Raw genomic sequence first — 25,299 nt, forward strand, 5'->3', positions numbered from 1 at the left:
ACAATTACAAAAATGGAAACACAAAAGCAACAAATCAAGCAGTTATGTAACAGCTTCAGACTCTCGGCAGTCAGCACACAGCTGGAGGATGTGATCTCTTACGCGGAAAAACAAGAGTTAGGGTTCGTACAATACACCTTGAAATTACTCGAAGCAGAAGCGGATCATCGCCACAAAAAAGACGAACTAAGACGAACTAAAGTAGCAGGACTCCCTAGAAACTCGAACCTAGACCTCTATCAAGCCGATAGGAACGGGCTTCGATCTGAGCGCCTAGCCCAGCTACGGGAGTTAAACTGGATTGATCAACTCTTCAATATTGTTCTAATGGGTCCTAGTGGAACTGGTAAAACGGCACTGGCTGCAGGGCTATCCATGGATGCGGTTAAAGCAGGCTATAAGGTCTATTTTAGAACAATGGATGAAATTCTTACTACGCTAAAAACGAAAGATTTTATGAAATCACAGATGATTGAATACAAAAAATTACTAAAGGCAAATTTGCTTGTGCTAGATGATATTATGCTTTTTCCGCTTGAAAAAAACATGGCAGTGACCTTTTTTAACTTTATAAACCAAATATATGAACAAACGTCCATCGTCATAACCACCAATAAAAAACCCACGGAATGGGCTAAAATGTTGGACGATGAAGTCATTGCAACCGCATTGTTAGACCGTTTGCTTTATAGATGTGAAGTAATAAATCTTACTGGAAAAAGCTTCAGAATGGAAAATCGGACAATGCTATTTGAAAATCCAAATTAAAAATATACTTTTGAGGTGAGCTATGCATACATTGTTGCCAAAAACTCTGTACTCTTAATTGCCAAAAACTCTGCATTTTTACTTACCGTTCACACCAGGTAGATAAGTCCTTGTAGTTTCTGTACTTTTGACATATTCCTTCCAATTAATTGCTGTAGTAATCGAACAGTTACATTTTCCTATTTTATTTACTGTTGCCTTAATTTTAACAGGAAACTCGCCTGTATAAGTTCCCTCAAAAAGCCATCCACCAGAAGTTCTAGGCATACTAGGTCTAACTTCATCAGTAATGGGGTCCACAAATATAATGGTACCTATACACATTGTAGGAGCCTCTTCAGTCCATGGAGGAACTTCATTTCCAGGTCCTGTGTTCTCTGCATTAGTACATGAATTATTGAAACTATAATGTACGTTATGATCCAAAGACTGTTGAGGAAAATCAGAATATTCATAAATATAGCTATCTGAAATTGCACCTACATCAGAAAAAATAACTTCTGGATCATAAAAGCTTGATACGTCTTTGTGCATACCATTATAAGGAATAAGTAGCATCAGATCTTTTATACTTTCATTTTGAGGGCTTTCATAATATAAATTCTTTATTCCTTTTGTTGGATATTCAATAGAAATAAGTATACCTGCCTGTATTAAATCAGGGTTAGCACTTCTATCTCTTGTATTAAGATTAATAGGTAAGCTTATAGGATATTTTAGTGAGGATGGTATATTAGAAGACATTGATGAATTACTTATACTATTAATATACCCCCAATAATCATCATTATTAGAATTTCTAGGTGGAAACAAAATCTCCTCATTATAAGTGAATTTATGATAGGTATTAGATAAAACATTTTGCACATTCAAAAGTTTTAATCTATAATTCTCATAATCATATTGACTACCACTACTTTTAAAATAACCATAATTAAGCTTATTTTCTGATACAATATGATTTGACAAATCTTTCACAACAATTTGTCTTAATGCTACACCGTTTACACTATTAAGATCTTTCCTATATAATTCATTTTCAATTATTAATTCTTCGTTATCATCTGAATATTTAAACTCAACACTTCCCAATGGAAATTCAATTCGAGTAATCAAATTCTCACTATTGTTTGTTTGTGATTCCCATTTTTCATACTTGGGAGGAAGGTTTAAACAATTGTCAACTGAAGCATGATTTTCACCTATACTGGTGTATACTTTCTCAATAGAATTTCGTTCTGTATAACCAATATTTTTGTTATAAAAAAACTTCACCTCTTTATTAGCTGCAGTTTTAATACTATCTAATTTATATGTAACAGAATTAACATTTAAACTTAAAGCAGAAGTTGGGTCTGAAAAATCAGAAAGATTCTTTGTAGAAAACCAATAAATATTACCTTGAGAATCTGAAACTTTAAACTGTTTTCCATAAATAGATGGACTATGAATATAATCAATTTTCACATCCTCATATGGTATTGTTAGGCCTATATTCTCTTTGAGAATAAATGTACCTGATACATTAGGAATATTATAATTAAATAGATCTGGCTTTAAATCATATAATCCATTGAATATATGCCATAAATTATTTCTTCGTTCATCATCAGAAGCTGTATGCGAGACATATCCATCGTATGATCCATAGGTAATAATATCTTTACTAAAAAAAGGCACATCAGAATCATCTTTCCCATAGATTGTTTTATTAATAAAACCAGGAATGTTTAAAGACCAACCTAATCCTACAATACTAGAAACTTCATTTAATTTTATGCCTCCTGTATTATATGATAACGAGATAGGAATATTAATGCCATCGACTGATATATTGTAAATTAGTATATTTATATTCGCTTTTCCTCTAAAAAGATCCATAGGTAACTTCCCAACTTTAGATAGACTATAAGTATCTGCTGTCACAGGTACAGGAATTAAATTCTTATTTTGAAATCCTAAATTATCTATTCCCAATTGTGCTTTAAGCAATATAATATTAACTAGTAATAAAACTAATATCAAGACATTTCTTCTCATTCCTTAATAATTTTAGTGGTTAGATTTTGGTTTTGAGGATTGTTGGTTTGGGCTTTTATGATGTAAGCACCTTGTGGAAGACTTGCGGTATTAAGCTTTGTAATCTTATTTTTAGTCTTAGTCTGCTCGATTAAGCGTCCTGTCATATCGTACATGTATAGATCGGCTTCGGTAAAGCTAACTCCAATCTCTACATAACAATAACTGCCAACTGGATTAGGATAAATCTGAATATTTTTGTTACCTATTAAATCTTCTATCTGAGAATCTTTTAGCTTAATAATTTTCCAATTTTCTTTTCCTAATTCTTCCGCACTAGTCCCTGCCAAGATATAAGAGCCATCTCTCGTTAATATCGCACTGGTCAGGCGTTCTTGATTCTTTTTAGCCTCGCCTTCTACATATTTTCTCCAAACTTCTTCGCCATTATGATCTACATACAACATCCAAAAGGTTTCGTCATTTTTCTTTTTCTGTCCTTCGGATTGTGTATATCCACCGATTAAAAAACCTTTAGTCTTGTTATCCAGAGTATTAATAGTATTAAGACTCATCAAAATGTCACGATTACCAAAGTTGTAAGATTTCTGCCATTGCTCTTGACCTTGTTCATCCAAAGCAATCAACCATAAATCTGTCCCTTCTTTAATGGTTGATTGCTTGTTACCCGATACTTGAGATCTGCTTTCACCACCAATAACGTAACCATTATCGGTATGGCTGAGGCTTCTGATATGATCATCTTCTTTACCTCCAAAACTCTTCTCCCACTCCACCTTTCCACTTTTGTTTACTTTTACAATCCAAAAGTCACCATCGCCATAATTTTCGGACTGTTTAGCATAAAAATGAATTTCAGAATCATCCTCTGACGAGTTATACCCAACGCCTATTACATTGGCGATACCATTACTATCATTAGAGTCTTGATAAGAATTTTCTTTAGTAAAACTCCCATATTTAATTGAAGTTTTCAAATCTCCTTTATATTGTTGGCTTCGAGAATAGATACCCAATAAAGCACCACCATCCTTAGTAGCAATAATACTCTCCACTTCATCCATACCATTACCTCCTAAAATTAATTGATTGATGATATGACCCTGGCTATCTAGTTTCACCAGCATAACATCCTTTTGACCAAAACTTAACTTTTTATTATTAGTGCTACCAGCAATGATGTAGCCCAAATCTGTTGTCTGAGCAGCCGTTATAGCTTCCTCATTTTGGCTCGTACCAATTGTTTTCTGCCATTGTTCATTACCACTTTCATCTAGTTTGATAATCCACATATCTGATCCTCCAAAGGATTGATATTTCTTATCTAGTCCTTTACTAGAATAAGATGTACCAGCCAACAAAAAGCTACCTTCTTTTGTAGCTAGACTAAAACTTAGATAATCATGTTGATTTCCCGAAAAGTATTTCTCCCAAAGTTTTTGGCCCTGTTGGTCTACTTTAATAATATGATAATCGTAACCATTATTGACTATATTACTTCTTGTCTGTTGACTATCGCTTTGGATACTACTTCCTATTAATAGAATTTGACCATCAATGGTGGATGTTAAATTAGAGAGAAAATCCTGTGAAGAAGAAGAAACATCACGTTGCCAAGCTATTTTTTGGCTAAATACTCCAATGCTTATCATTAAACTCAATATACTGATGTAAAACTTTTGCATATACTATAGATTTTTTCATTAATTTAAAGTCATTAAATATAATTAAATTTTACTACTTAAAGCTAAAAAAAATAAAACAAATAAAGCAAAAAATAATATTTAGATTAAAAATATAACTAAAACCAGTATTAAACAATGAATTCAGAATAGAAATATCTTGTTTATTAACTACTCTTTTTTTTTATTTCAATTTTGATAAAAAAAAACATTAAAACTCATTTTTATAAAATATTATTCGTATTTTTAGATAAATTAATTAAAAATATTTATCATGAAAATATTATTGAATTTATTATCCTGTTTATTTTTAATTATTGTTATGTTTTCTTGTGAAACAAAAAATTCAGTTGTTAAAACAATCAATACTAATAACCCTTTATCCAATCATTTTGTTTCGAAATCAGATACTGAAAAAAAATTATCTGCTGATAAGGTCATTGCTCAAATTAGTAAAGAGGCTAATCTAAATCCTGATCAAAAATTGAAAGATATCACACTAAGAAAGCTAACTAAGCTTGAAAAAAAAGAAGAAGATGCAAATAAAACTATTTACGTATTACAAGCTAAAGCATCTAACGGAATTAGCGTAGCACATATCTTTTCTACTAATCATAATGAAACCGCATTAATCAGTGAAGGTAAATCGTGTAAATGTACGTCTACTCAATGTTCACATGGATGTAATGCAGAAATATTTGGCGGAAATTGTAGTTGCTCACACTGTTCTAATGAATGTAAAAAAGAGTCAACTGTTATAGAAGAATTAGATGTAATGCTATAAAAATAATTGCAAATAATAAATTTAATTATTGCCAGATGAGGCTTCTCTGTTAGTGTATACATGTTTACCATCTCCATCATAACATACCCAATCATGAACTATTATAGTGTCTTTTTTATGAATATAAAATGTTAACTCACCTTTCTTCTTAACAATAGTATCTCCTACTTCAATCTCTTTTTTATATAAACTCCACCATCTACTATCATTATGACAAATCTTCATTTCTTTTGTAACAGGGTCATAACCTGTAGTTTTAAATAAATATGGATATTCTGAAGGCGGTATTTCTACAACTAAATTACATTCATCATTATAGGCTGTCTTTGTATCTCTTTTACAATCAATACAAGATTGAAAAAACACAAACAAAAAAACAAGTATTAATATATTCTTCATATTCTAATCAAATTGTGGTTTATGCTTAATCCAATTAAATTGTAAAAAGCGATTATGTGGTAACTTCAAGTTTTTTAATCATTGTAATATGATTCTGGGATTTTAACTGGTTTTTTTTTATTTGTTTCAATTGCTTGGCAAACTGATCGAAGTATACATGTTTACCATCTCCATCATAACATACCCAATCATGAGCTATTATAGTGTCTTTTTTATGAATATAAAATGTTAACTCACCTTTCTTCTTAACAATAGTATCTCCTACTTCAATCTCTTTTATATATAAACTCCACCATCTACTATCATTATGACAAATCTTCATTTCTTTTGTAACAGGGTCATAACCTGTGGTTTTAAATAAATATGGATATTCTGAAGGCGGTATTTCTACAACTAAATTACATTCATCATTATAGGCTGTCTTTGTATCTCTTTTACAATCAGTACAAGACTGAAAAAAAACAAACACAAGTATAAATATTATTAAATTTCTCATATTTTCAAACAAATTGTGGTTTATGCTTAATCTAATTATGTTGTAGAAAACGATTATGTAATAACTTCAAGTTTTTTAATCATTGTAATATGATTCTGGGATTTTAACTGGCTTTTTTGTTATTTGTTTCAATTGCTTGGCAAACTGATCGAAGTATACATGTTTACCATCTCCATCATAACATACCCAATCATGAGCTATTATAGTGTCTTTTTTATGAATATAAAATGTTAACTCACCTTTCTTCTTAACAATAGTATCTCCCTCTTCAATCTCTTTTTTATATTCATTCCACCACCTATTTCCATTATCACAAATTTTTTCTTCTTGAGTAATAGGATCGTAGCCTTTAGTTTTAAATAAATTAGGATATTCTGAAGGCGGTATTTCTATAACTAAATTACATTCATCGTTAGAAATTATTTTTGTATAACCATTACAATCAGTACAAGACTGAAAAAAAGTAAATAAAAATAAAAATATTATTAAATTTCTCATATTTTTAATCAAATTGTGGTTTATGCTTAATCTAATTATGTTGTAGAAAACGATTATGTGGTAACTTCAAGTTTTTTAATCATTGTAATATGATTCTGGGATTTTAACTGGCTTTTTTGTTATTTGTTTCAATTGCTTGGCAAACTGATCGAAGTATACATGTTTACCATCTCCATCATAACATACCCAATCATGAGCTATTATAGTGTCTTTTTTATGAATATAAAATGTTAACTCACCTTTCTTCTTAACAATAGTATCTCCTACTTCAATCTCTTTTTTATATTCATCCCACCATCTATTTTCATTATTACAAACTTTTTCTTCCTGAGTAATAGGATCGTAGCCTTTAGTTTTAAATAAATTAGGATATTCTGAAGGCGGTATCTCTACAACTAAATTACATTCATCATTATAAGCCGTCTCAGTATCTCTTTTACAATCAATACAAGATTGTAAAAAAATAAATAAAAAAATATAAACGGTATTCTTCATATTTTAATCTAATTGTGGTTTATGCTTAATCTAATTATGTTGTAGAAAACGATTATGTGATAACTTCAAGTTTTTTAATCATTGTAATATGATTCTGGGATTTTAACTGGCTTTTTTGTCATTTGTTTCAATTGCTTGGCAAACTGATCGAAGAAATATGTATCTTCTACAAAAACGTACAGATAATCTCCGGTAGTAAGATGAACAATAAAATCTGCATATCCTGATCCTCTTGCAGGAAGAACATTTTGAAACGTAAAATATTCAATTTTTTCTAAGTCTAAAATCAATGCAGTATCTAGTCCCACAAATCCTATTTTATGATTGGCATTGTCGATCCAAATACCACTTTCCTCTTTCAGTAATTCTTTTACTTTTAGCGGAATATGCTTAACGCCATCATTATCAACATATTTAATATTTATATCTAATTGATTGGAGAATGATATTAATTCTGAAATCTCCATCACTTCTTCATATTCTTTATTCTCTAAAAAATATTTGTATTCTCTCTTGTTATAGAGATGAAGCGATGTACTTCCGTCGTCATACCCATACTCTTTATCATAAGTATAGGAAATAGAAACACTTATACCGTTTGCCAAAGCAAATTGCAGATGACATTGATCTTCTCTTTCATAACCGTACTGGTCAATATCAATACTATCATCAATCCAGAGTTCTCGTAGCTTTTTGTAACTCTCATCTGTGTTGGTTGCATCATACAGATCTACGAAAAACTCTTGTACAGGACGATTAACACTAACATTGTCTGCATATATTTCTAATTGATCGATAAGAATACTTTCTACTCTAACAGGAAATTTGAATCTTAAATATTTAGCGCCAAAATCTGTAAAATAGGCTTCTACACAATCCAAAGCTTCTAATTGCTCGTAAGTAGTTTCCCAGGATATCATCTGTCTTGGCTCTGTATAGACTTCATAACCCAAATCGCCATCCTCCTGATACTCTTCTAGTATTTGATAATTCTGAGGCATTTTTTTCGCCCATATTTTCACTTTCTCATCTTCTTTCTTGGCTTTACATACGGCAAAAAAAGTTTCGTTATCAAAATGAAAACGATCCGATAATTGATGATAAACTTCTTCAAAACCCAGCAATTCAGTAGATATATAGCGCTGATAATCTGCAAAAACAAAGAGAAAAGGCACATCGCCTAAAATCTGTACGTAAGCATATTTTAATGACAGAATATTTGCATTTTCAATATTACCGTGATCTTTATAAAAAAGCGTTTCTCCGTCTATCCAGATTTCTTTATTATCCATTTTCTTTTTCTTATATATTTTGCAAAGTTTAATTTTCTATAAAATTAAATACATCCTAAACAAACTACATATTATTTAAGTTTTTTTTATTATAAAAATAATTAGCCTCTTGAATTTTGTTAAAAATCATAAAATACATTTTCGTTAGCTGGGAATATTCTTTTTAAATCTCTTAATCTATTTTTTTATTAATTGTAGATAATGCGTATTTATTAGAGTTATATTTCAACTAACTTAACAAATCATCAAGTGAATTAACTTTGTTCCAATTCTGATCCAGAATTATAAGAGAAATATCAACTTGCGACTCAGCTTGGTTAGATTTTTTAATCTCATTTTTTTGAAATACGGTCAAATCCTGTAAATAGTTAGGATCTTTAATAATAAGCATGTTTTTGTTATAGAAAACGACATAGCCTATTATCTCTTTCTGACAATCCATTTGGTTAGATAGAAAATCAACATACTCAGAAATAGAAGAAATATTATAAAAATCAACTGGGAAATTCACTTTTTGTTTTGCTACCTGTAGCCCTTCTTTGCCATGAATATCAAGAATAGATATAATATCAGGCTCAGCACTCATCATAGCCCAATCTGGCATGGCGTATGTGAATTTATCAGAATAATCATTCTCAATATTTTGTTTTATTTTCTGGATAATTTTATTGTGATTAAATCCGTCTAGCATATCTTTCATATCATCTTAAACTTAACGCTTCAAAACTCCATTTTATTTCCTTATTAATCTGACTGTTCTTCTTTCTTTTGAAGGATAAAATATTAAATTTTTCTCATGAAGTTCATTATATCAAATTTAAAAATTATATGTTTATAAAACCCCTCTCAATTATAGCCATAATCAGTGAAATTTTTCTCTAACGATTTACATTTTTTTTAATTGGAACTTTAATAAGTATTGTTGGGGCTCTTTTTAAAATTACTCATTGGAGTTTTGGACCAATTTCTGGAAACATAATTCTAGTAATAGGTTCTATTTTTCAGATTTCTGGAATCATTTTATTGCTATATAAACTATTTACAAGTCCAAAATTTAAAGAGTTTTTAAATAGGTAAAAAAATTATTATTTGTTTAACAATGAAAAACTAAATGACGGTAGAGTTGCTAGAATATTACATAATTGGGATAATGATATTTACTTAGATCCTCCAATTGTTGAAATTTGCAATCACGATTTTAATAAAATATCTTTTTCAGATGGAAGACATAGAACTAAAACAGCCTATTTGCTCGATGCTAATTTAATTCCAATTGCAGTTCATAAGTCTGACTTTAAAAAAGTAATTAATATCTTGAAATAAATATGAAAAAAACTACAGCTAACATTAGTAACCGTCCACAACTCCATCATTTAAAAAAAAGTACATTTAAATAGGATTTTTTGATTTTTTCAAAAATTTTATTATAAACTGCTAATAATGCTAAGTTGAAACTCTCATTACATAATTAACCACATAAAACTGCCTTTAATAGACAGTTTTATGTGATATTATAATAAATACAGAGTTAATAAGATCTGAAATTAATATTATTAAAAAAAAAGCTTATCTAAGCTAATTTTTTGATAAAATCACTAATATCCTTCATAACTTCTGCGCCTTGCTGTACATTAACATCTTGCTTAAAAAACTGAACAAACCCATGTTCTACTCCAGGATATTCTTTAAAAAAAACAGGAACTTGCGCTTCTTTTAGTTTATCAGCATAATCTTTACATTCATCTTTAAGCGGGTCTAAGCCTCCTACAACAACAAGTGCTGGCGGTAAGTTATCAACTGCCCCAACCGACGGAAAAGCATAAGGATTAGTTATTTCTTTCTCGAAGTTTTCGATGTACATTTCTCTTACAAAATTACCAATATCAAATGTCGGAAAATATTTATTTCCTAAAGCTTTGAACGATTCTGTATTCATATAAGGTGATAATGTTGGATAAAATAATAGTTGTGCCCAAACTTTAACTTTTGACTCTTTTTTATCTCTTAAATATTGCACCAATGCTGTGCTTAAAGTAGCTCCAGCACTATCACCAGCAACCAATATCTTGTTGACATCTCCTCCGTAGTCCCCAATATGTTCCTTAATCCATAGCAAAGCCGCATAACAGTCTTCAAACCCTGCTGGGAACTGGTGCTCGGGAGCCAAACGATAGTCTATAGATAGCACGAGCGCTTGATTCTGATTAGCCAAAGCCCTTGACAACACTTCATGCGTATCTAAATCACCAGATACAAATCCCCCACCATGAATAAATAAAATCACCGTCCGCTTGTCATCATTGTTTCCCAAACCAATAAACAACTTAGAGTAAATGGTTCTATTAGGATCTTCCGTTGGGATATTAATCTCATGAATATGAGCAACTTCATCTTTAGTACCTGCTAAAGGTATCAAACTACGGTAATCTTTACGTGCAATTTCAACTTGTTGTCTATCAGCATCTGACATTCTATTCTTTTCCATTTATATGTTTTTTTTAGATTTATTATTTAATGTTTTTTTGTGATCTTTTAATCGCTTGACTTTATTAAACTTTCTTCTTCTAAAATTGTAAGCACCTGCAATTTATAAATAAATTATACTTAAATAGATATAATTAATGTTAATTTTTTAAACCTAATCAATGTAATTAAATTCATATTTTACAACAATTATACCGATTGAATAAAACTAACGTTATTTATTTAGCAACTATATATTACAAGCTAGAAATGTTTACACCAACATAATTAGCGCTCTGATATTCTTTTACTAAATAAAAAGCAAATCAATAAACTACTCTATTTATCAATTCGCTTTTTTACAGATATTAATTTTAAATTATAAAAATCTCTTCTTACATTAAGATTTCACTATTTTAATTCGTAAAAATCTCTTTTCCCGATTTTAATTTTAGTCTCTTTTTTCAGAGTAATATCAGCATAAGGTTCTGTCATTTTCTCATTGTCAATCTGGACAGCACCACTTTCAATCAATCTTCTGATAGCCGATCTCGTCTGTCCTTTTTTCAATTGGGCGCATAAATCTAACAAACTGATGATTTCATTTTCTGCCTGAATCTCAGAAATTAGAATTGGTTCATAAATCTTTTCTTCAAAATTTTTATTTTGAAATTGATTAATAAAAAAATCTTCCGCCTTTTGAGCCTCTTCTTCATTATGGTATTGACTGATAATATTTTTAGCAATAACTTTTTTGATGTTCATTGGGTTTTCTCCACTTGCCAATCTTTCTCTGAGCGATTGTTTTTCTTCAATAGAAAAATCAGTTGCTAAGTCTAAAAACTCATCTATTAAACTATCCGGAATAGACATTGTTTTCCCGAACATATCCGTAGACTCATCCGTAATCCCAATAATGTTATTGAGCGACTTACTCATTTTCTCCTTTCCATCCAAGCCTTTCAATAAAGGCATACATATTACAATTTGAGGATTCATTTCAAAGGTTTCTTGTAGCTGTCTTCCCATGGTACAATTGAAAAGTTGATCAGTTCCTCCCATTTCAATATCTGCTTTGATATTTACAGAATCGTAGCCTTGTAATATCGGGTAAATCATTTCGTGCATCCCAATAGGACTATTTTCTGTGAAACGTTTATTAAAATCATTTCTATGCATCAGTTGAGCAACAGTCACTTTGGACAAAACCTGAATAACATCTGAAAAAGAAAGTGTATCTAGCCAGTCTGAGTTAAAAACTATTTTTGCCTTACTTACATCGATAATTTTAGATAACTGATCGAGGTAAGTTTTTGCGTTATGCTGTACATCTTCTGTAGAAAGCGGTTTTCTACTTTTGTTTTTCCCCGTAGGATCACCAATTCTAGCCGTAAAACTGCCTACTAAAATCACAATTTGATGTCCTAAATCTTGGAATTGCTTAAGCTTTTTTAAAACAACTGCATGTCCCAGATGTAAATCAGGCGCCGTTGGGTCAAAGCCAAGTTTAATAATCAACTTTCGGTTTTCCTTTTGCGCTTGTACAAGTTTTTCTTCCAGTCCGTTTTCTGGAAGAATAATTTCTACATTTTCTTTAAGTTTTTTAATTGTTTCCATTTTTTTGAAAATAAAAAAGCCCGAGTTAAAAACTCGGGCTTTTAGGTTATGTTATTAAATATAATACGCTAGATATTCTTTATGAAACAGACACAGCCTTTCCGAGCAGATATTATTCCATAATAAGTGCTGAAGAAAGGAAAAGGCAAAATGTTGTTTGTGTATTTCATTCTGTGGCAAAAATAGTATATATTATTTTGATTTACAAATAATTTGTTTACCGCCATCTTCTAAGAAATGATATTTCCTTCTTTTCTTCCAGATTGATTTTTAAAGTATTTTATATCTTAAAATTAATCTATTTTTTTTTCGCTTTCCGAACTTAAATGGTTTTATTACACATTAGCAGAAAAACCATCTAATTATTCTTCAAATTTGGGAATAAAATAACCTACATTTGCAGCTGCTAATAAGTAACTAAGGTATGAAACAAATTAACGAATTCAGAAAATTATTAGGTGTTGATAAAGATGCATCGCTTAGAGATCTAAAAACGATTTATAGAAATGTAATGAAAGATACTCATCCTGATAAATTTGTTAATGATGAAGCAGGAAAAATAGCTGCAGAAGAAAGTAGTAAAAGTATTATTGAAGCCTACCATTATTTAGTCAGCATTAACCAAGAAACACACGATAAGAATCTAGAAGAATATACGGAAACCATTACCAATTCTATCATTCAAGATTTTTATTTAGAGAAACAAATTCTTTACGTTATACATACAAATGGTGTAACTTATGAGTATATGGGCATTCCTAGAAATATTTATATCAAAATGATCAACTCTGATTCTCCTAGTCGTTTTGCAAGAAGACATATTTACGGGAAATTCACTTTTAGAAAAGCATCTACAGCGGCAGAGGATTAATTACAAATTGATTTTAAGATATCCTCTAAGTAAATTCTGAAACTGAAGCGACTATTAAATAAAAAGGCTGTGGCATACGACCATCAAAATTCTATATATTTGCAACTTCTGCAAGTATTGAGATATACGATTAGTGTTTCATAGCAATTGGATTGTCATTATGGATAAGCTTCAGTTTTTAGAAATAAGCGCTATGATCGGTATTTTTGTAGTGCTTTTTCTTGCTTTATTTTTGTTAACGGTAAAAACAAAAAATAGGGTTTCTAATTGGCTTCTCGCCTTCTTTCTTATCAACTGTGCTATAGATGCTTGTAAGTTTTTAATGCATAAATTCCCTGTTAATTATATTAACCTCGAGGTATTTCGTTGGAGTATTAATTATTTGGTTTCAGCATCATTTTATCTTTATGTTTTATCGGTTTGTTTTTCCAAGTTTCGATTAAAACCGAAACATTTATGGCACACGATCCCATTCATAGCTTTCAATTTATATATGATGTATGGAGTTTATTTTGAAGAAAGAGCTTCTAAAATAAACTTTATCAATGCATTGAGTGAATCACGCATCATGCAATTTTTTCATATTCTTTTCGAAGTTTTATTTCAAGTCTATTTTATTGCTTCGTTTTTAGTGATTAGAAAATCTAAAACTGTCTATCTCGAGAATTATACCAATCCCAATATCTCGATACTTAATGCACTTTATAAAATCACAATTCTATACTATGTTTTGCATTTTTTAGTATTGATACGATGGTTAGTTACTTTCCTATTTGGTTATGGAGAATTTAGACAATGGATTGTAATCTTAGATGGGTTTTCTTTTTTCTTTTGTACTTGTTGGTATCTATTTATTGCATTAAATAAGCCTGAATTCTTCAGAGGCGTAAATTCTGAACTAAAACCAATTGCAGAGCTTACTAAAAAGCAAAAACCGTCACTTGAGCTTAATGATGAAAAAAATAAGCAGATAGAATCTTTAAAAGCTTTTATGATTACAAATGAACCTTATTTAGATTCATCCCTTACAATTCAGGATTTAGCAGAACAGTTTAAAATGCCTGCAAAAGATTTGTCTGCGTTGATTAACTTATATATGAACAAGCATTTTTTTGATTTTGTTAATGAATATCGAATTGAAAAAGCTAAACAAATTTTAAAAGATCAATCTAAAAAAGATTTAACAATTCTCGAAATCCTATATGAGGTAGGCTTCAATTCTAAGTCATCATTTAGTACATCTTTCAAAAAATATACAGGAGCGACGCCAACAGAGTTCCGCAAAAATCAGTAAAACCTCTACTTTTTCATGAAAAATGCGTTCGACTTTTTTTACTCGGTCGCGTATCAATACATTTTAGAGCAGTTTTGTAGAAAAATTTCTAAAATTTAATTTCAATGAAAAATCATTTTCTCTTATTGTTAATAGCTATTCTATTTACAAATTTCCTTTCTGCCCAAAAAGCGACAAAGCAAAAAATAGAAATCAGTCAAATAGATGACTTAATGACCAAGTCCTACCAAAGAAATTTATTCAATGGAAATGTACTTGTCGCTAAAAATGGTAAAATCATCTATCAAAAATCTCTGGGTTTTACCGATGAAACGCAACAAAATCGCTTGAATAGTAAATCAATATTTAATAGTGGTTCTATCGCAAAAGAATTTAATGCAGTGTCCGTTATGATGTTAGCAGAACGAGGTCTTCTTAATCTTGACGATCCCATTTCTAAATTTAATTTAGGATTACCGAAATGGTCAGAAAAGGTCACCATACGTCACCTTATTAATTACGCCAGCGGTATTCCTAATATTGAAAACAAACTTATAGTACCTAAAAATGATGAAGAAGCATGGAAGATACTGAGAAGCAATGACACATTATTATTTGAACCCGGAACAGGCTACAAATATGACAATGCTAATGTTTTTTTACAAAGAAGAATCATCGAAAAAGTTAGTGGTACCTCTTACCAAGAATTTGTCACAAACAATATTCTTAAGCCTTTGAAAATGACAAATTCTGTTTTTGATCCCCAATTACGCTATAAAAATCGAACGTCTTGCTATGACATGGACAATGTTAGATGTCCAGAATTAGAATTCATCAGTGGATGGCTTTGGGTTGATATTAATGATTTATACAAATGGATTGATGCAATGAATAAAAATCATCTAATATCTAAAAAATCCTTCCAGACGTTGTTGTATAATCCTTATGCAAAAGATCAAGGTGGATCACTTGGTACGTACATAGAAACAAATGATATGCAACGGCATAATGGAATATCGTATAAATTTGAATCCATTTTCTTAAACGATTTTAAAAATAATATTACGATAATACTCTTATCTAATAATCTCAACAAAGTATGGGATTTGGGACATATAATTCATAATATAATGTTAGGTAAAGACTACGAAATTCCTAAAAAATCAATCTATCAATCGATAAGAAAAGACGCACTTACCAATTTAAACAAAGCAATTGAAACCTATCATTTGCTTAAGCAAAATTCTAAAGATGAATACAGTTTTGAAAACCCCAACGAGTTGAATAAATTAGGCTATGAATTATTAAGAGCTGGCAAAATTAATGAGTCTATTGAAATATTTAATTTAGCAACAAAAGAGTTTCCAAAAAACGCTAATATCTTTGATAGTTTAGGTGAAGTCTATTACAACAATAAACAATACGATCAGGCATTAGAAAGCTATAAAAAAGCAATCAATTTTGGTGGGACTAACGGAAATGCCGAGAGAATGATAGAAAAAATCGAGAAAGAAATACACAAATAATATCCTTATAAATCTAGATTAAATGAGATTTTGTGAAAGCTAAAATTTCAATCAAAATAATTCACAAATTACTTTTCATATTATTTTTTTGATTAATTTAACAAACTGAAACCTAACGAGATGGTTCGACAAAGTCAAAAAGAATTTGCTACGGTTATTAATTTTCAGAACTTTTGGCTCTTCGAATTTCCGTGCTTCGCAAAGCACTTTCCCGTTAGTAGTAATTTTAAAAGTCCTATGCATCTTTGAAACTAAATAAATAGATATACAATTATAAAAAGTTATAAAACAATTTTAAAAATAAACACAATTATGAAAAGGAATGATTTTTTAAAAACATTTGGATTAGCAGGCATTTTGCCGTTATTTCCACTCAGTTTATTTGGTGCTGATAAAACTACTCCAGACGATATAAGTTCAACAAAAAAACAAGATGATATGACAGACAAATATGTAACATTTAAGCACAGCGATTCTGTAATTCTTATGGTAGATTACCAAGACGGAATTGCAAAAACCTCACCATCTTATCCTCTTGATGATTTAAAAGCCAACACTTTAAAGTTAATGGCATTGGCGAAAGTATTTAATATGCCAATAATTTTCACATCTAGTGAAGAAACAGAAGCAAGAAAAGGAATGCTATTTTCGTATTTCGAAAAAATTTTTCCTACAGAATATGCAAACAGAATTAAAAGAAACGGTGTTGTGGATGCTTTTTCTGACCCAGCATTCGCCGAAGCTGTAAAAAAAACAAAACGCAAAAATATTGTAATTGGTGGTGTTTCTACCGAAGAATGCGTGTCTTTGCCAGCAATGTCTGCATTGGGATTGGGCTACAATTGTAAGGTAATAGCAGATTGCTGTTCCTCTCATTCTGCTTATACAGATACTATTCAGTTTAACAAAATGCTACACTACGGAGTAGATATTACAACCATCAGGCAATTTGTAGCAGACATGGTGGTAAGTTGGGCAACGCCAGAAGCAAAGCAAGCCAATCAACTTCCTGCACAATGGCAAAGCCTTATCACTAATTAAATCCCTGTAGTACTATTTTTTGTAAGCGATGGTTTTCAATTTCACATATTTTTAATTTAGTTTTTATGAAAAAGCATCGGCTTCTACTAAACAAAATTAAATATTGGAATAAAATAGAAACTGTAAATAACATCGATAACTGTTGCAAAACTCATCATTTTTTTTGACTCTAGCACAAAACAAAAAACGCTGTAAATAATAGTATTTACAGCGTTTTAGCTTATTTTGGTCTCTCAACTTGCGGAGAGAGAGGGATTCGAACCCCCGGACCTGTTACAGTCAGTAGTTTTCAAGACTACCGCAATCGACCACTCTGCCATCTCTCCTTAAACACCGATTGCATCGTTGTTTTCAGTGGTGCAAATATAGTAAGCTTTTATATATCTTCAAAATTATTTTGTAAAAAAAACAAGACTCTCTCATTAACAATCTAGTTTTCAATCACAAAAAGTTACATCTTAACTAAATAACTGCCTACTAAAACTGCAATAAGCCCTAAAATTACACTAGAAAAGATATAAATAAACATTAAATAATAATGACTGGCTTGCCACAAACCTATACTTTCTGAAGAAAAAGCAGAAAAAGTGGTAAAGCCGCCACAAAAACCTGTTATTAATAAAAACTTAAAACTATTATCAACTTTAAGAAAATATGCCGATAACAACCCCATTATAAAACATCCTATTATGTTAACCAATAAAGTACCTATCGGAAATACCCCGATATTACATAATTTCTGTCCATAATAAGAAACGAGGTAGCGCAATACACTGCCTACCCCGCCTCCAATAAAAATGTATATAATGTTATTAAACATTAATCTTGCTCTACCCAATTATGGTTATCACCCTCTAATTCTCCGATATATTTTTCGGCATCCATTGCTGCCATACATCCACTTCCGGCTGCAGTTATGGCTTGGCGATAATGGTGATCTTGAACGTCTCCTGCCGCAAATACACCATGCAAATTAGTTCTAGATGACTTGCCTTCTGTGATGATATATCCGTTTTCGTCTAACTCAATTTGGTTAACAAAAATATCAGTATTTGGCTTGTGCCCAATAGCGATAAAAATACCATGAACATCTATTTTAGATTCTTCTTTAGAAACATTATCAATCACAACTGCACGCTCTACCATACTATTTTCACCTTCTATTGCGATTAACTCATGGTTGAATTTCACTTCAATATTAGCGGTATTCATTACTCTATCAACCATCACTTTAGAAGCACGGAAATGATCTTTTCTCACTAATAAAGTTACTTTATTACAGATTTTAGAAAGATAAGTTGCCTCTTCTGCTGCAGTATCGCCAGCACCAACCACTACTACATCTTTGCCTCTGTAGAAAAAACCGTCGCAAGTAGCACAAGCAGAAACACCGCCTCCAGCATACTTTTTCTCATCGTCTAGGCCTAGATATTTAGCTGTTGCACCAGTAGAAATTATAACCGTTTTTGCTAGAATCTCTCTGCTCCCAGTGGATAGTTTATGCAGACCACCTTTGTTCTTAGAGAATTCTACTTTTGAAATCATTTCATAATGAACTTTTGTATTAAAGCGTTCTGCTTGCTTTTGAAGTTCCATCATCATTTCTGATCCTGTAATTCCTTCTGGATAACCAGGGAAATTCTCTACTTCTGTAGTTGTAGTTAATTGTCCTCCTGGCTCTAATCCCGTGAATAATTCTGGGTTAAGATTAGCTCTAGCAGCGTAAATTGCTGCTGTAAAACCCGCAGGTCCAGATCCTACAATAACGCAATCTAAAATATTTTCCATATTCTTATTAACTTATTTTTAATTTTTATCAATGGTCAAAAATCGTGATAATATTTGATTTTTAATAATTTTAGTTGATGAATTTTCTCAATGTTATTGATTTCTAAATAGGATTAAAAAATATTAATATTGTTATTTTCAGATTAACAGCTTAGCCTTGACACTCAAGTAAAAACATAAAAACACCATTATAATGAGTAATTATTAATGATTATACATTGATAATTACTAAATAAAATTAACTCTTTAGAAAATCCAAAAAATAATTCTCTATTTCTTTTTTCTGGCTTTCAGACCCACTATCATCCATATCATTATGTATGGTTTTTTTGAGTTTTATAATTGTCATTCCGAGTTTATCTTGTTCATCTTGAGGAGGCAAAACACCTTCGTCGGGCAATTGATCGCTAGATCTTAAAGAATATATTTTGGGATGTTTAAAATACGGCAAAGCATATCTCCTTTGATCTAAAGTAATTAACTTAGACACTAACTTTGGATACTGCTCGACAAAAAGAGTACTCATGTCTCCTCCATTAGAATGGCCTGCGATAGTTACTTGATTATAGTTAAGCTCAGGGAAGTCTTTTTTTACCCTATTATAAACGTACAAAATATTTTGCACACCTCTATCCCAATTGGGTCTGCGGACTAATTGCGCCTTTCCTTCTAGAGGAAGAAGCTCATCTTTAAAAAGTTCATGCTGAATAGAAACTACAAAATATCCGTTAGATGCTAACTCACTGAGTAAGGCACTATATTCTTTATTACTTCCAGGTTGATTACGACCATATCCATGACTGAATATAATGAGAGGTAACTTTTCTTTTTTATAATTCTTAGGCACGTAATAACAAACAGGAATATCACGGTTTCTGGAAGTATCCAGATAAGTTTTTTCAAATTCTTGATATTGTACTACAGGTACGACTTTGTAATTTTTGTTACTTGTACACGACAAAACCAATCCTCCAAGGCAAAGGAAATAAAATAATTTCATAATTTTTTAACAAGGTTATTAGGAGGTCAAAGTTAAATATTTATGATTATCTGTACGTAACGGTTTTCCGTTATTGTAAAATATTTTTATAATGGTAACTCATACCGCGTCCCGACGAAGTTGGAAATCCTTTTTGCGAGAGGCTATGCCGAGCAAAAAGATTGAAGACGTAGGCGGAAAAGACGCCCTAATATTAAAGCTTAACTTTGAGCTGATCGATATGGATAATTTTATATATCATCTCAATGTAGATCTCCTCATCTTCCATCTGTCTTACGCCAAGTCCTTTGGATTTCAGGTCCATTTCTCTAAGGATGGATATTACTCTGGTTGCATGTTTTAGTGGATAAAATCGTGCTGCTTCTGCATAATCTTTAATAAAATAAGGATTAATCCCTATCTCAGAGGCAATAGCTGCTGGTGGCTGACCAATCATGGTATGATACATGATAATTTCTGAAAAATATTTGTAAAGAAAACCTAATGACATCTGGATAGGATTGGTTTTCTTATTTTTCCCCATGTAATAAGCGATTCTTAATGCTCTGTCATGATTTTTTGTTGCCAAAGCTTTCTGTAACTCGAAAATATTGAAATCTTTACTGATCCCGATATGTTGCTCAATAACTTTACCATCAAGCTCCTCTCCTTCTTTTAGAATAATTTTTAACTTGCCTAATTCATTGGCAATTCTGGATAAGTCACTGCCTAGATATTCTGCTAAAATGTGATTAACGTTAGGAGCAGATTTCAAGCCCAATCTTGAGATTTCTTCTTGTATCCAAGCTGGCAACTGACTGTCTTTTATCTTATCTGAACCGAAGAGAAAACCTTTGTCTTTGAGGATTTTTGATACTTTTTTTCTGGAGTCTAATTTCTTATGCTTATGTGCAAATACCAGAATAGTTGACGATACAGGATTCTGTAGATAACTGAGAAAAGCGTTGGTCTCTTCTTCGTCTAATTTTAAATCCTGAGCTTCTTTTACGATAATCAATTGCTTATCGCCCATCATTGGATATTGTCTAGCTAAGGAAAAAATCTCTCCATAATTGGTGTCTTTGCCGTAAGCCAGGGTTTGATTAAAAGCTTTTTCGTCTTCTTCTAAAACATCATTTTCAAAATGTTTTGTGACTAGGTCTATATAATAAGGCTCTTCACCATGAATGAAATAAATTGGTAAAAACGCTTTATTTTTAATACTTTTGAGGACTATTTCTATATCTTTCATCAGACTTTATGCAACTTCCAAAACTTAACTTTAGTAGAGATTTTGATTTTCAAATCAAGCAAGACAAAGATACATTTTTTATTTATGATTCTGTACGAAAGTCATGGCTAGTGCTTACGCCAGAAGAATGGGTACGTCAACATTGGATAGGTTATTTTCTTAAAATTAAAAAAAAATCTGCTTCTTCTCTTATTTTGGAACAAAAGTTGGAATTGAATGGGACAACGAAAAGAATTGACCTATTGGTGACTTCTCGTACAAAACCTCAGATTTTAATAGAATGCAAAGCGCCTAGCATCACTCTTAATGAATCCCATTTTGAGCAAATTGCGCGCTACAATAGTATTTTGCAAGCCCCAATAATTATATTAACTAATGGCCTGCATCATATAAAAGCCAAATATGAAAACGGCGCTTATCATTTTGTGAAATTTGAATAAAATAATAAAACTAAAAACACAAATATCTTATGGCGCAACAATCTACTTCTTCGAAAAAAAAGATTAATTGGAAGAAAATCGGACTAATTGTTGGAGCTTCCTTTCTTATTATAATCTTAATATTTCCCTTTGCATTAGATGCTTATCTTAAGAAGAAATTACCGGATATCATTAACGAAAAAACACCTTACAATGTTAAGCTAGAAAGTTTTGATGTTAGTTTATTAAGTGGTAATCTTCATCTTAAAAATATTGATATAAATACTAAAAATCCAACTGATTCTAAAATTACTCAGATTAATGGTACAATTGCCAATCTTGATATTGAGAATTTGAAAATCATAAAAGCTATTTTCAGTAAAAAATACATCGCCGAAAACATTAAAATAATCAATCCAAATCTTAATATTCAATTAACTAAAAAGAATAATAAAAAGCATGATTCTAAGAGCAATCCAGAGATCAATGTAAAAAATATTGTAGTACAAAATGCCAAACTTAATGTTCTTGATTCTCTTGGGAAAGGTTATGCTAGCAGCGAAACGTTAAGCTTGAATTTAAAAGAAATTAGCCTCAATAATAAACCTTCTAAAATACCTTTAGCTTTTAAAAGTTTCGAAATTGATGCTAAAAAATTATTGTTAACCGTTAACGATTTTTATCAAATAAAAGCAGAAACAGTTTCGGCTAAAGACAAACATCTTGAGATGGATAATTTTCATCTTATTCCGACTCAGAAACCACATCTATACAATGCCAAAAATGTATTCGATTTTCAAATGCAACGCTTTGTTGCCGATGGAATTTGGATTAATAATGACTCCTTGATTGCTGATAAAACAATCTTTGTATCACCCAATCTCAAAATAATTTCTACCAACAAATCTATTGTTAAAGAGAATCCAAAAGAGATTGATATCAAAATTGCTCTGAAAAACTTAGAATTGCAAAGCGGACAATTACTTGTGGAAAATACTAAACTTGAGAAACAAGCTTCTGTAAAACAATTTGATGTAAAATTAAGCGATATCGTTTTTGATAAAAACACAGTAAAAGAGAAGATTCCTTTTCATTTTAACAATCATGACATTAATATTTCTGACGTTTATTTCCGAGCAGATAATCATCAGTCATTAACGTTAGACAAAGCTTTTTCTAATAATCAAAATATTAATCTAGAAGGTTTTCACCTTACTCCTATTGGGAAAAATCCTCATAAAAATCTTTGGGACATTAATCTAGAGAAGTTATTAATCGTCAATAATCAATCTAAACTAAAAAATTCTAAATTAAATCTAAACATTAGTGAAATTAAGCTTCAATCTCCTAAAATCAAAATGATTGCGGCACAATCTTCACCAAAATCAACGCCTAAGGCTCAGAAATCCGAATTTGATTTTCAAGCTTTAATTGGGAAAATAACTCTTGAGAATGGCTCTTTCAAACAAATTGAAGCCAATGGAAAAGAAAAAATGAGTGTACAAAAATTTGACATTCAGTTAAATCAATTGACTTCGGATTCTAAATTGATAAAGAATGATATTCCTTTTAAAATTGCCAATCATCATATTAACCTAAGAAATTTTAACCTAGATGCTGGTCGTTACTATAATTTATTAGCAAAATCAATTGATAATTCAGGTAAAGAAACTAAGATCACAGATTTCGCTTTTAAGCCAAAATATTCTCGCAAAGCCTTTAGCAAAGTGATTAAGCAGCAAGAAGATTTGTATGATATTACTGCAAAGCAGATTGTAGTCTTTGATAAGATAGATTTGTTTCAAAAACACGAAACTATTCAGCTTGATAAAATTATATTAGACGGCGTTAGATGTAGTATTTATCATGATCTGGCTCCACCAGAAGACATAGCTTTAAGATCTATGTTTAGCGAAAAACTTAGGAATATAAAGATGCCAATGTACATCCAAGAAATCCAGCTTAAGAATTCTTATATCTCATATGAGGAAGATGCGGTAAATAATAATAAACCAGGAAAACTGTATATGAGTAATTTCAATGCTAATATTAAGGATGTTGGCAATGGGAAGATCACTGGTAAACCTACTCTTGTAAAGGTAAACACCAATTTTGATTTCTATGGCTCTGCGCCTAGCAAGGTATACTGGACATTCGATGTTTTGGATAAGACGGATGCTTTTAAAATCAATGGGGTTGTTAGCAAACTATCTGCTGATAATGTCAATCTTTTTGTCAGACCTTATCTTAACATATCATTGGATGGCGATATCCATACGGTTAAATTTGATTACCTAGGTGATAAAACCGTGATAAAAGGTGATTTCTTATTGCTTTACAATGACCTTTACGTTAATTTCATGAATAAGAAAAGCGGCGAAAAGCGTAAACTTATAAGTAAAGTTGTCAACTTATTAATCCGAAATGATTCTAAAGAAAATGCTGATAGTAAAAAAATTGAGAAGAAACGAGAGCCAACACGTTCTTTCTTTAATATGCTATGGCAAGGCTTAATGGAAGGTCTGAAAAAGACTTTGATATAAATTAAAAAGCACAGCGTAAAACTGTGCTTTTTTGTATAATGCTATGCTATTTTTTGATTCTCGGCTTTAGCTAAATCTTCTTTTTTGCGTCTTCTTATTAATTCTTCACGTTGATAATCTTTGACTGTTTTTCCTTTTCCATCATGACGCCAACCTGGAGAATATATGAGGTATTTTAGCTTATCAGACCATTTTAAATCAGGCTGTCTAAGGTCTCTAACAATCTTTTTCCATTCATAAAAAATAAGATTAACAGGCCCTGTATCTTCCATCTTTGGATAAATCCCAAACTTAACCGGTACTTCTGGTACTTCTTTCTCAAAGGTTCCGAAAATTTTGTCCCAAATGATAAGAGCCATACCCATATTCCTATCAAGATATCTGATATTACAAGCATGATGTACACGGTGATGAGATGGTGTAACCAAGATATACTCTAGAATGCCCATACTCTTTACCGTCTGCGTATGCACCCAAGTTCCGTAGACTTGTAACACAGAATAAGCTAGCATAATATGCCACGGATTAAATCCTAAAAATGCTAATGGAGAGAAATATAGATAACGGTACAACGGCTGGAAAACAGGACTTCTAAAGCCTGTAGTTATATTGAATTCTTCGGAGCTGTGATGGGTAATATGAACAGCCCAAAACATTCTCGATTTATGATCTACATAATGCAACACATAATACGCAAAATCCTGAAGAACAAAGACCGCTATAAAGTACCAAATATTAAATTCCCAATTAAAAACTCTATAATGGTAAAAGAAAAACATAACTGCCATAGAAATGCCCTTCATCAAAAAGTCTAAGCCATAATTACACAAAGCTAGATATATGTTACTAATAACATCTTTGGTCTTATAAAGTTCAGCTTTGTTAAAATGACTATAAATCATTTCTGCCAAAATAAACATAGCAAGAATTGGCACAGACCATATATACACTAACTCTTGACTATTTTCATTAAAAAAATCCATCATCTACATAATTTGTGCAAATATAAAGAATTTATAAACGGAACTACATGCAATAAAACTTAATGTCTATAGATAAAAAAAACCGACTAT

25 protein-coding genes and 1 tRNA gene are annotated in these 25,299 nt (G+C 31.0%); 10 read left to right on the plus strand and 16 right to left on the minus strand.

Going from position 1 to position 25,299, the window contains the following annotated elements; all coding sequences use genetic code 11:
• Nucleotides 1–12: 12 nt before the first annotated feature.
• Entirely contained in the window at nucleotides 13–768 is a 756-nt protein-coding gene (gene istB / locus ACQQ6V_RS04395; RefSeq protein WP_448843740.1) for an IS21-like element helper ATPase IstB, read from the plus strand.
• 78 nt (nucleotides 769–846) lie between these two features.
• Here the strand turns inward: istB and ACQQ6V_RS04400 are convergent, their stop codons facing one another.
• Together ACQQ6V_RS04400 and ACQQ6V_RS04405 are read right to left on the minus strand one after the other, a co-directional pair.
• Nucleotides 847–2,808, minus strand: coding sequence for a hypothetical protein (locus ACQQ6V_RS04400; protein WP_448844341.1), 1,962 nt, complete (start codon nucleotides 2,806–2,808; stop codon nucleotides 847–849).
• Nucleotides 2,805–4,493 (minus strand): T9SS type A sorting domain-containing protein, encoded by a 1,689-nt coding sequence (locus ACQQ6V_RS04405; protein ID WP_448844342.1) that lies wholly within the window; start codon nucleotides 4,491–4,493, stop codon nucleotides 2,805–2,807. Before ACQQ6V_RS04405 ends, ACQQ6V_RS04400 begins: the two co-directional genes overlap by 4 nt.
• A 271-nt stretch (nucleotides 4,494–4,764) precedes the next feature.
• Here ACQQ6V_RS04405 and ACQQ6V_RS04410 point away from each other — a divergent pair, with 271 nt between their 5' ends.
• Complete coding sequence (locus ACQQ6V_RS04410) at nucleotides 4,765–5,274, plus strand: hypothetical protein (RefSeq protein ID WP_448844343.1); 510 nt, start codon at nucleotides 4,765–4,767, stop codon at nucleotides 5,272–5,274.
• Nucleotides 5,275–5,295: 21 nt separating this feature from the next.
• Here ACQQ6V_RS04410 and ACQQ6V_RS04415 read toward each other — a convergent pair whose 3' ends face one another.
• From ACQQ6V_RS04415 to ACQQ6V_RS04440, 6 genes are all read right to left on the minus strand, one after another.
• Nucleotides 5,296–5,673 carry a hypothetical protein gene (locus ACQQ6V_RS04415; RefSeq protein ID WP_448844344.1) on the minus strand — a complete coding sequence of 126 codons (378 nt, stop codon included), beginning with the start codon at nucleotides 5,671–5,673 and terminating at the stop codon, nucleotides 5,296–5,298.
• Between the two features lie 52 nt (nucleotides 5,674–5,725).
• The gene (locus ACQQ6V_RS04420; protein WP_448844345.1) at nucleotides 5,726–6,169 is read right to left on the minus strand and encodes a hypothetical protein; all 444 of its coding nucleotides are present in this window, start codon (nucleotides 6,167–6,169) and stop codon (nucleotides 5,726–5,728) included.
• 75 nt (nucleotides 6,170–6,244) lie between these two features.
• The gene (locus tag ACQQ6V_RS04425; RefSeq protein WP_448844346.1) at nucleotides 6,245–6,667 is read right to left on the minus strand and encodes a hypothetical protein; all 423 of its coding nucleotides are present in this window, start codon (nucleotides 6,665–6,667) and stop codon (nucleotides 6,245–6,247) included.
• 75 nt (nucleotides 6,668–6,742) lie between these two features.
• Entirely contained in the window at nucleotides 6,743–7,162 is a 420-nt protein-coding gene (locus tag ACQQ6V_RS04430) for a hypothetical protein (protein WP_448844347.1), read from the minus strand.
• 74 nt (nucleotides 7,163–7,236) lie between these two features.
• Nucleotides 7,237–8,454: a hypothetical protein gene (locus ACQQ6V_RS04435; protein WP_448844348.1), complete on the minus strand. Its 1,218-nt coding sequence runs from the start codon at nucleotides 8,452–8,454 to the stop codon at nucleotides 7,237–7,239.
• A gap of 229 nt (nucleotides 8,455–8,683) precedes the next feature.
• Nucleotides 8,684–9,154 carry a hypothetical protein gene (locus ACQQ6V_RS04440; RefSeq protein WP_448844349.1) on the minus strand — a complete coding sequence of 157 codons (471 nt, stop codon included), beginning with the start codon at nucleotides 9,152–9,154 and terminating at the stop codon, nucleotides 8,684–8,686.
• A 212-nt stretch (nucleotides 9,155–9,366) separates the two neighbouring features.
• Between ACQQ6V_RS04440 and ACQQ6V_RS04445 the strand changes: the two genes are divergently transcribed.
• Nucleotides 9,367–9,531 carry a GldL-related protein gene (locus tag ACQQ6V_RS04445; RefSeq protein WP_448846173.1) on the plus strand — a complete coding sequence of 55 codons (165 nt, stop codon included), beginning with the start codon at nucleotides 9,367–9,369 and terminating at the stop codon, nucleotides 9,529–9,531.
• 12 nt (nucleotides 9,532–9,543) lie between these two features.
• Entirely contained in the window at nucleotides 9,544–9,777 is a 234-nt protein-coding gene (locus ACQQ6V_RS04450; RefSeq protein WP_448844350.1) for a hypothetical protein, read from the plus strand.
• A 247-nt stretch (nucleotides 9,778–10,024) separates the two neighbouring features.
• On the opposite strand, the gene ACQQ6V_RS04455 is transcribed toward ACQQ6V_RS04450, so the two are convergent.
• Nucleotides 10,025–10,939, minus strand: a complete 915-nt coding sequence (locus ACQQ6V_RS04455) for an alpha/beta hydrolase (protein WP_448844351.1) — start codon at nucleotides 10,937–10,939, stop codon at nucleotides 10,025–10,027.
• A 389-nt stretch (nucleotides 10,940–11,328) separates the two neighbouring features.
• Nucleotides 11,329–12,534 (minus strand): tyrosine--tRNA ligase, encoded by a 1,206-nt coding sequence (tyrS, locus tag ACQQ6V_RS04460; protein ID WP_448844352.1) that lies wholly within the window; start codon nucleotides 12,532–12,534, stop codon nucleotides 11,329–11,331.
• A 424-nt stretch (nucleotides 12,535–12,958) separates the two neighbouring features.
• Here tyrS and ACQQ6V_RS04465 point away from each other — a divergent pair, with 424 nt between their 5' ends.
• The 4 genes from ACQQ6V_RS04465 to ACQQ6V_RS04480 all read left to right on the plus strand — a co-directional run bounded on the left by ACQQ6V_RS04465 (nucleotide 12,959) and on the right by ACQQ6V_RS04480 (nucleotide 17,245).
• Nucleotides 12,959–13,405: a KTSC domain-containing protein gene (locus tag ACQQ6V_RS04465; protein ID WP_448844353.1), complete on the plus strand. Its 447-nt coding sequence runs from the start codon at nucleotides 12,959–12,961 to the stop codon at nucleotides 13,403–13,405.
• A gap of 193 nt (nucleotides 13,406–13,598) precedes the next feature.
• Nucleotides 13,599–14,699: a helix-turn-helix domain-containing protein gene (locus ACQQ6V_RS04470; RefSeq protein WP_448844354.1), complete on the plus strand. Its 1,101-nt coding sequence runs from the start codon at nucleotides 13,599–13,601 to the stop codon at nucleotides 14,697–14,699.
• Between the two features lie 104 nt (nucleotides 14,700–14,803).
• Nucleotides 14,804–16,204, plus strand: a complete 1,401-nt coding sequence (locus ACQQ6V_RS04475; RefSeq protein ID WP_448844355.1) for a serine hydrolase — start codon at nucleotides 14,804–14,806, stop codon at nucleotides 16,202–16,204.
• A 312-nt stretch (nucleotides 16,205–16,516) separates the two neighbouring features.
• Nucleotides 16,517–17,245, plus strand: a complete 729-nt coding sequence (locus ACQQ6V_RS04480) for an isochorismatase family protein (RefSeq protein WP_448844356.1) — start codon at nucleotides 16,517–16,519, stop codon at nucleotides 17,243–17,245.
• Between the two features lie 241 nt (nucleotides 17,246–17,486).
• On the opposite strand, the gene ACQQ6V_RS04485 is transcribed toward ACQQ6V_RS04480, so the two are convergent.
• From ACQQ6V_RS04485 to holA, 5 genes are all read right to left on the minus strand, one after another.
• Nucleotides 17,487–17,571 (minus strand) — tRNA-Ser (locus ACQQ6V_RS04485).
• 125 nt (nucleotides 17,572–17,696) lie between these two features.
• Nucleotides 17,697–18,065, minus strand: coding sequence for a fluoride efflux transporter CrcB (gene crcB / locus ACQQ6V_RS04490; protein WP_448844357.1), 369 nt, complete (start codon nucleotides 18,063–18,065; stop codon nucleotides 17,697–17,699).
• On the minus strand, nucleotides 18,065–19,033 hold the full coding sequence (gene trxB / locus ACQQ6V_RS04495; protein ID WP_448844358.1) for a thioredoxin-disulfide reductase: 969 nt from the start codon (nucleotides 19,031–19,033) through the stop codon (nucleotides 18,065–18,067). Before trxB ends, crcB begins: the two co-directional genes overlap by 1 nt.
• A gap of 238 nt (nucleotides 19,034–19,271) precedes the next feature.
• On the minus strand, nucleotides 19,272–20,033 hold the full coding sequence (locus ACQQ6V_RS04500) for an alpha/beta hydrolase (RefSeq protein WP_448844359.1): 762 nt from the start codon (nucleotides 20,031–20,033) through the stop codon (nucleotides 19,272–19,274).
• Nucleotides 20,034–20,226: 193 nt separating this feature from the next.
• Nucleotides 20,227–21,264 carry a DNA polymerase III subunit delta gene (gene holA, locus ACQQ6V_RS04505; RefSeq protein WP_448844360.1) on the minus strand — a complete coding sequence of 346 codons (1,038 nt, stop codon included), beginning with the start codon at nucleotides 21,262–21,264 and terminating at the stop codon, nucleotides 20,227–20,229.
• 8 nt (nucleotides 21,265–21,272) lie between these two features.
• On the opposite strand from holA, the gene ACQQ6V_RS04510 reads away from it, so the two are divergent.
• Together ACQQ6V_RS04510 and ACQQ6V_RS04515 are read left to right on the plus strand one after the other, a co-directional pair.
• The gene (locus ACQQ6V_RS04510) at nucleotides 21,273–21,704 is read left to right on the plus strand and encodes a type I restriction enzyme HsdR N-terminal domain-containing protein (protein ID WP_448844361.1); all 432 of its coding nucleotides are present in this window, start codon (nucleotides 21,273–21,275) and stop codon (nucleotides 21,702–21,704) included.
• Between the two features lie 29 nt (nucleotides 21,705–21,733).
• On the plus strand, nucleotides 21,734–24,226 hold the full coding sequence (locus ACQQ6V_RS04515) for a hypothetical protein (protein WP_448844362.1): 2,493 nt from the start codon (nucleotides 21,734–21,736) through the stop codon (nucleotides 24,224–24,226).
• A 41-nt stretch (nucleotides 24,227–24,267) separates the two neighbouring features.
• On the opposite strand, the gene ACQQ6V_RS04520 is transcribed toward ACQQ6V_RS04515, so the two are convergent.
• A complete protein-coding gene (locus ACQQ6V_RS04520) occupies nucleotides 24,268–25,212 on the minus strand; it encodes a sterol desaturase family protein (protein WP_448844363.1) in 945 nt (314 codons plus the stop codon).
• Between the last annotated feature and the right edge of the window lie 87 nt (nucleotides 25,213–25,299).

This window comes from Chryseobacterium electrogenes (genome assembly GCF_053553015.1).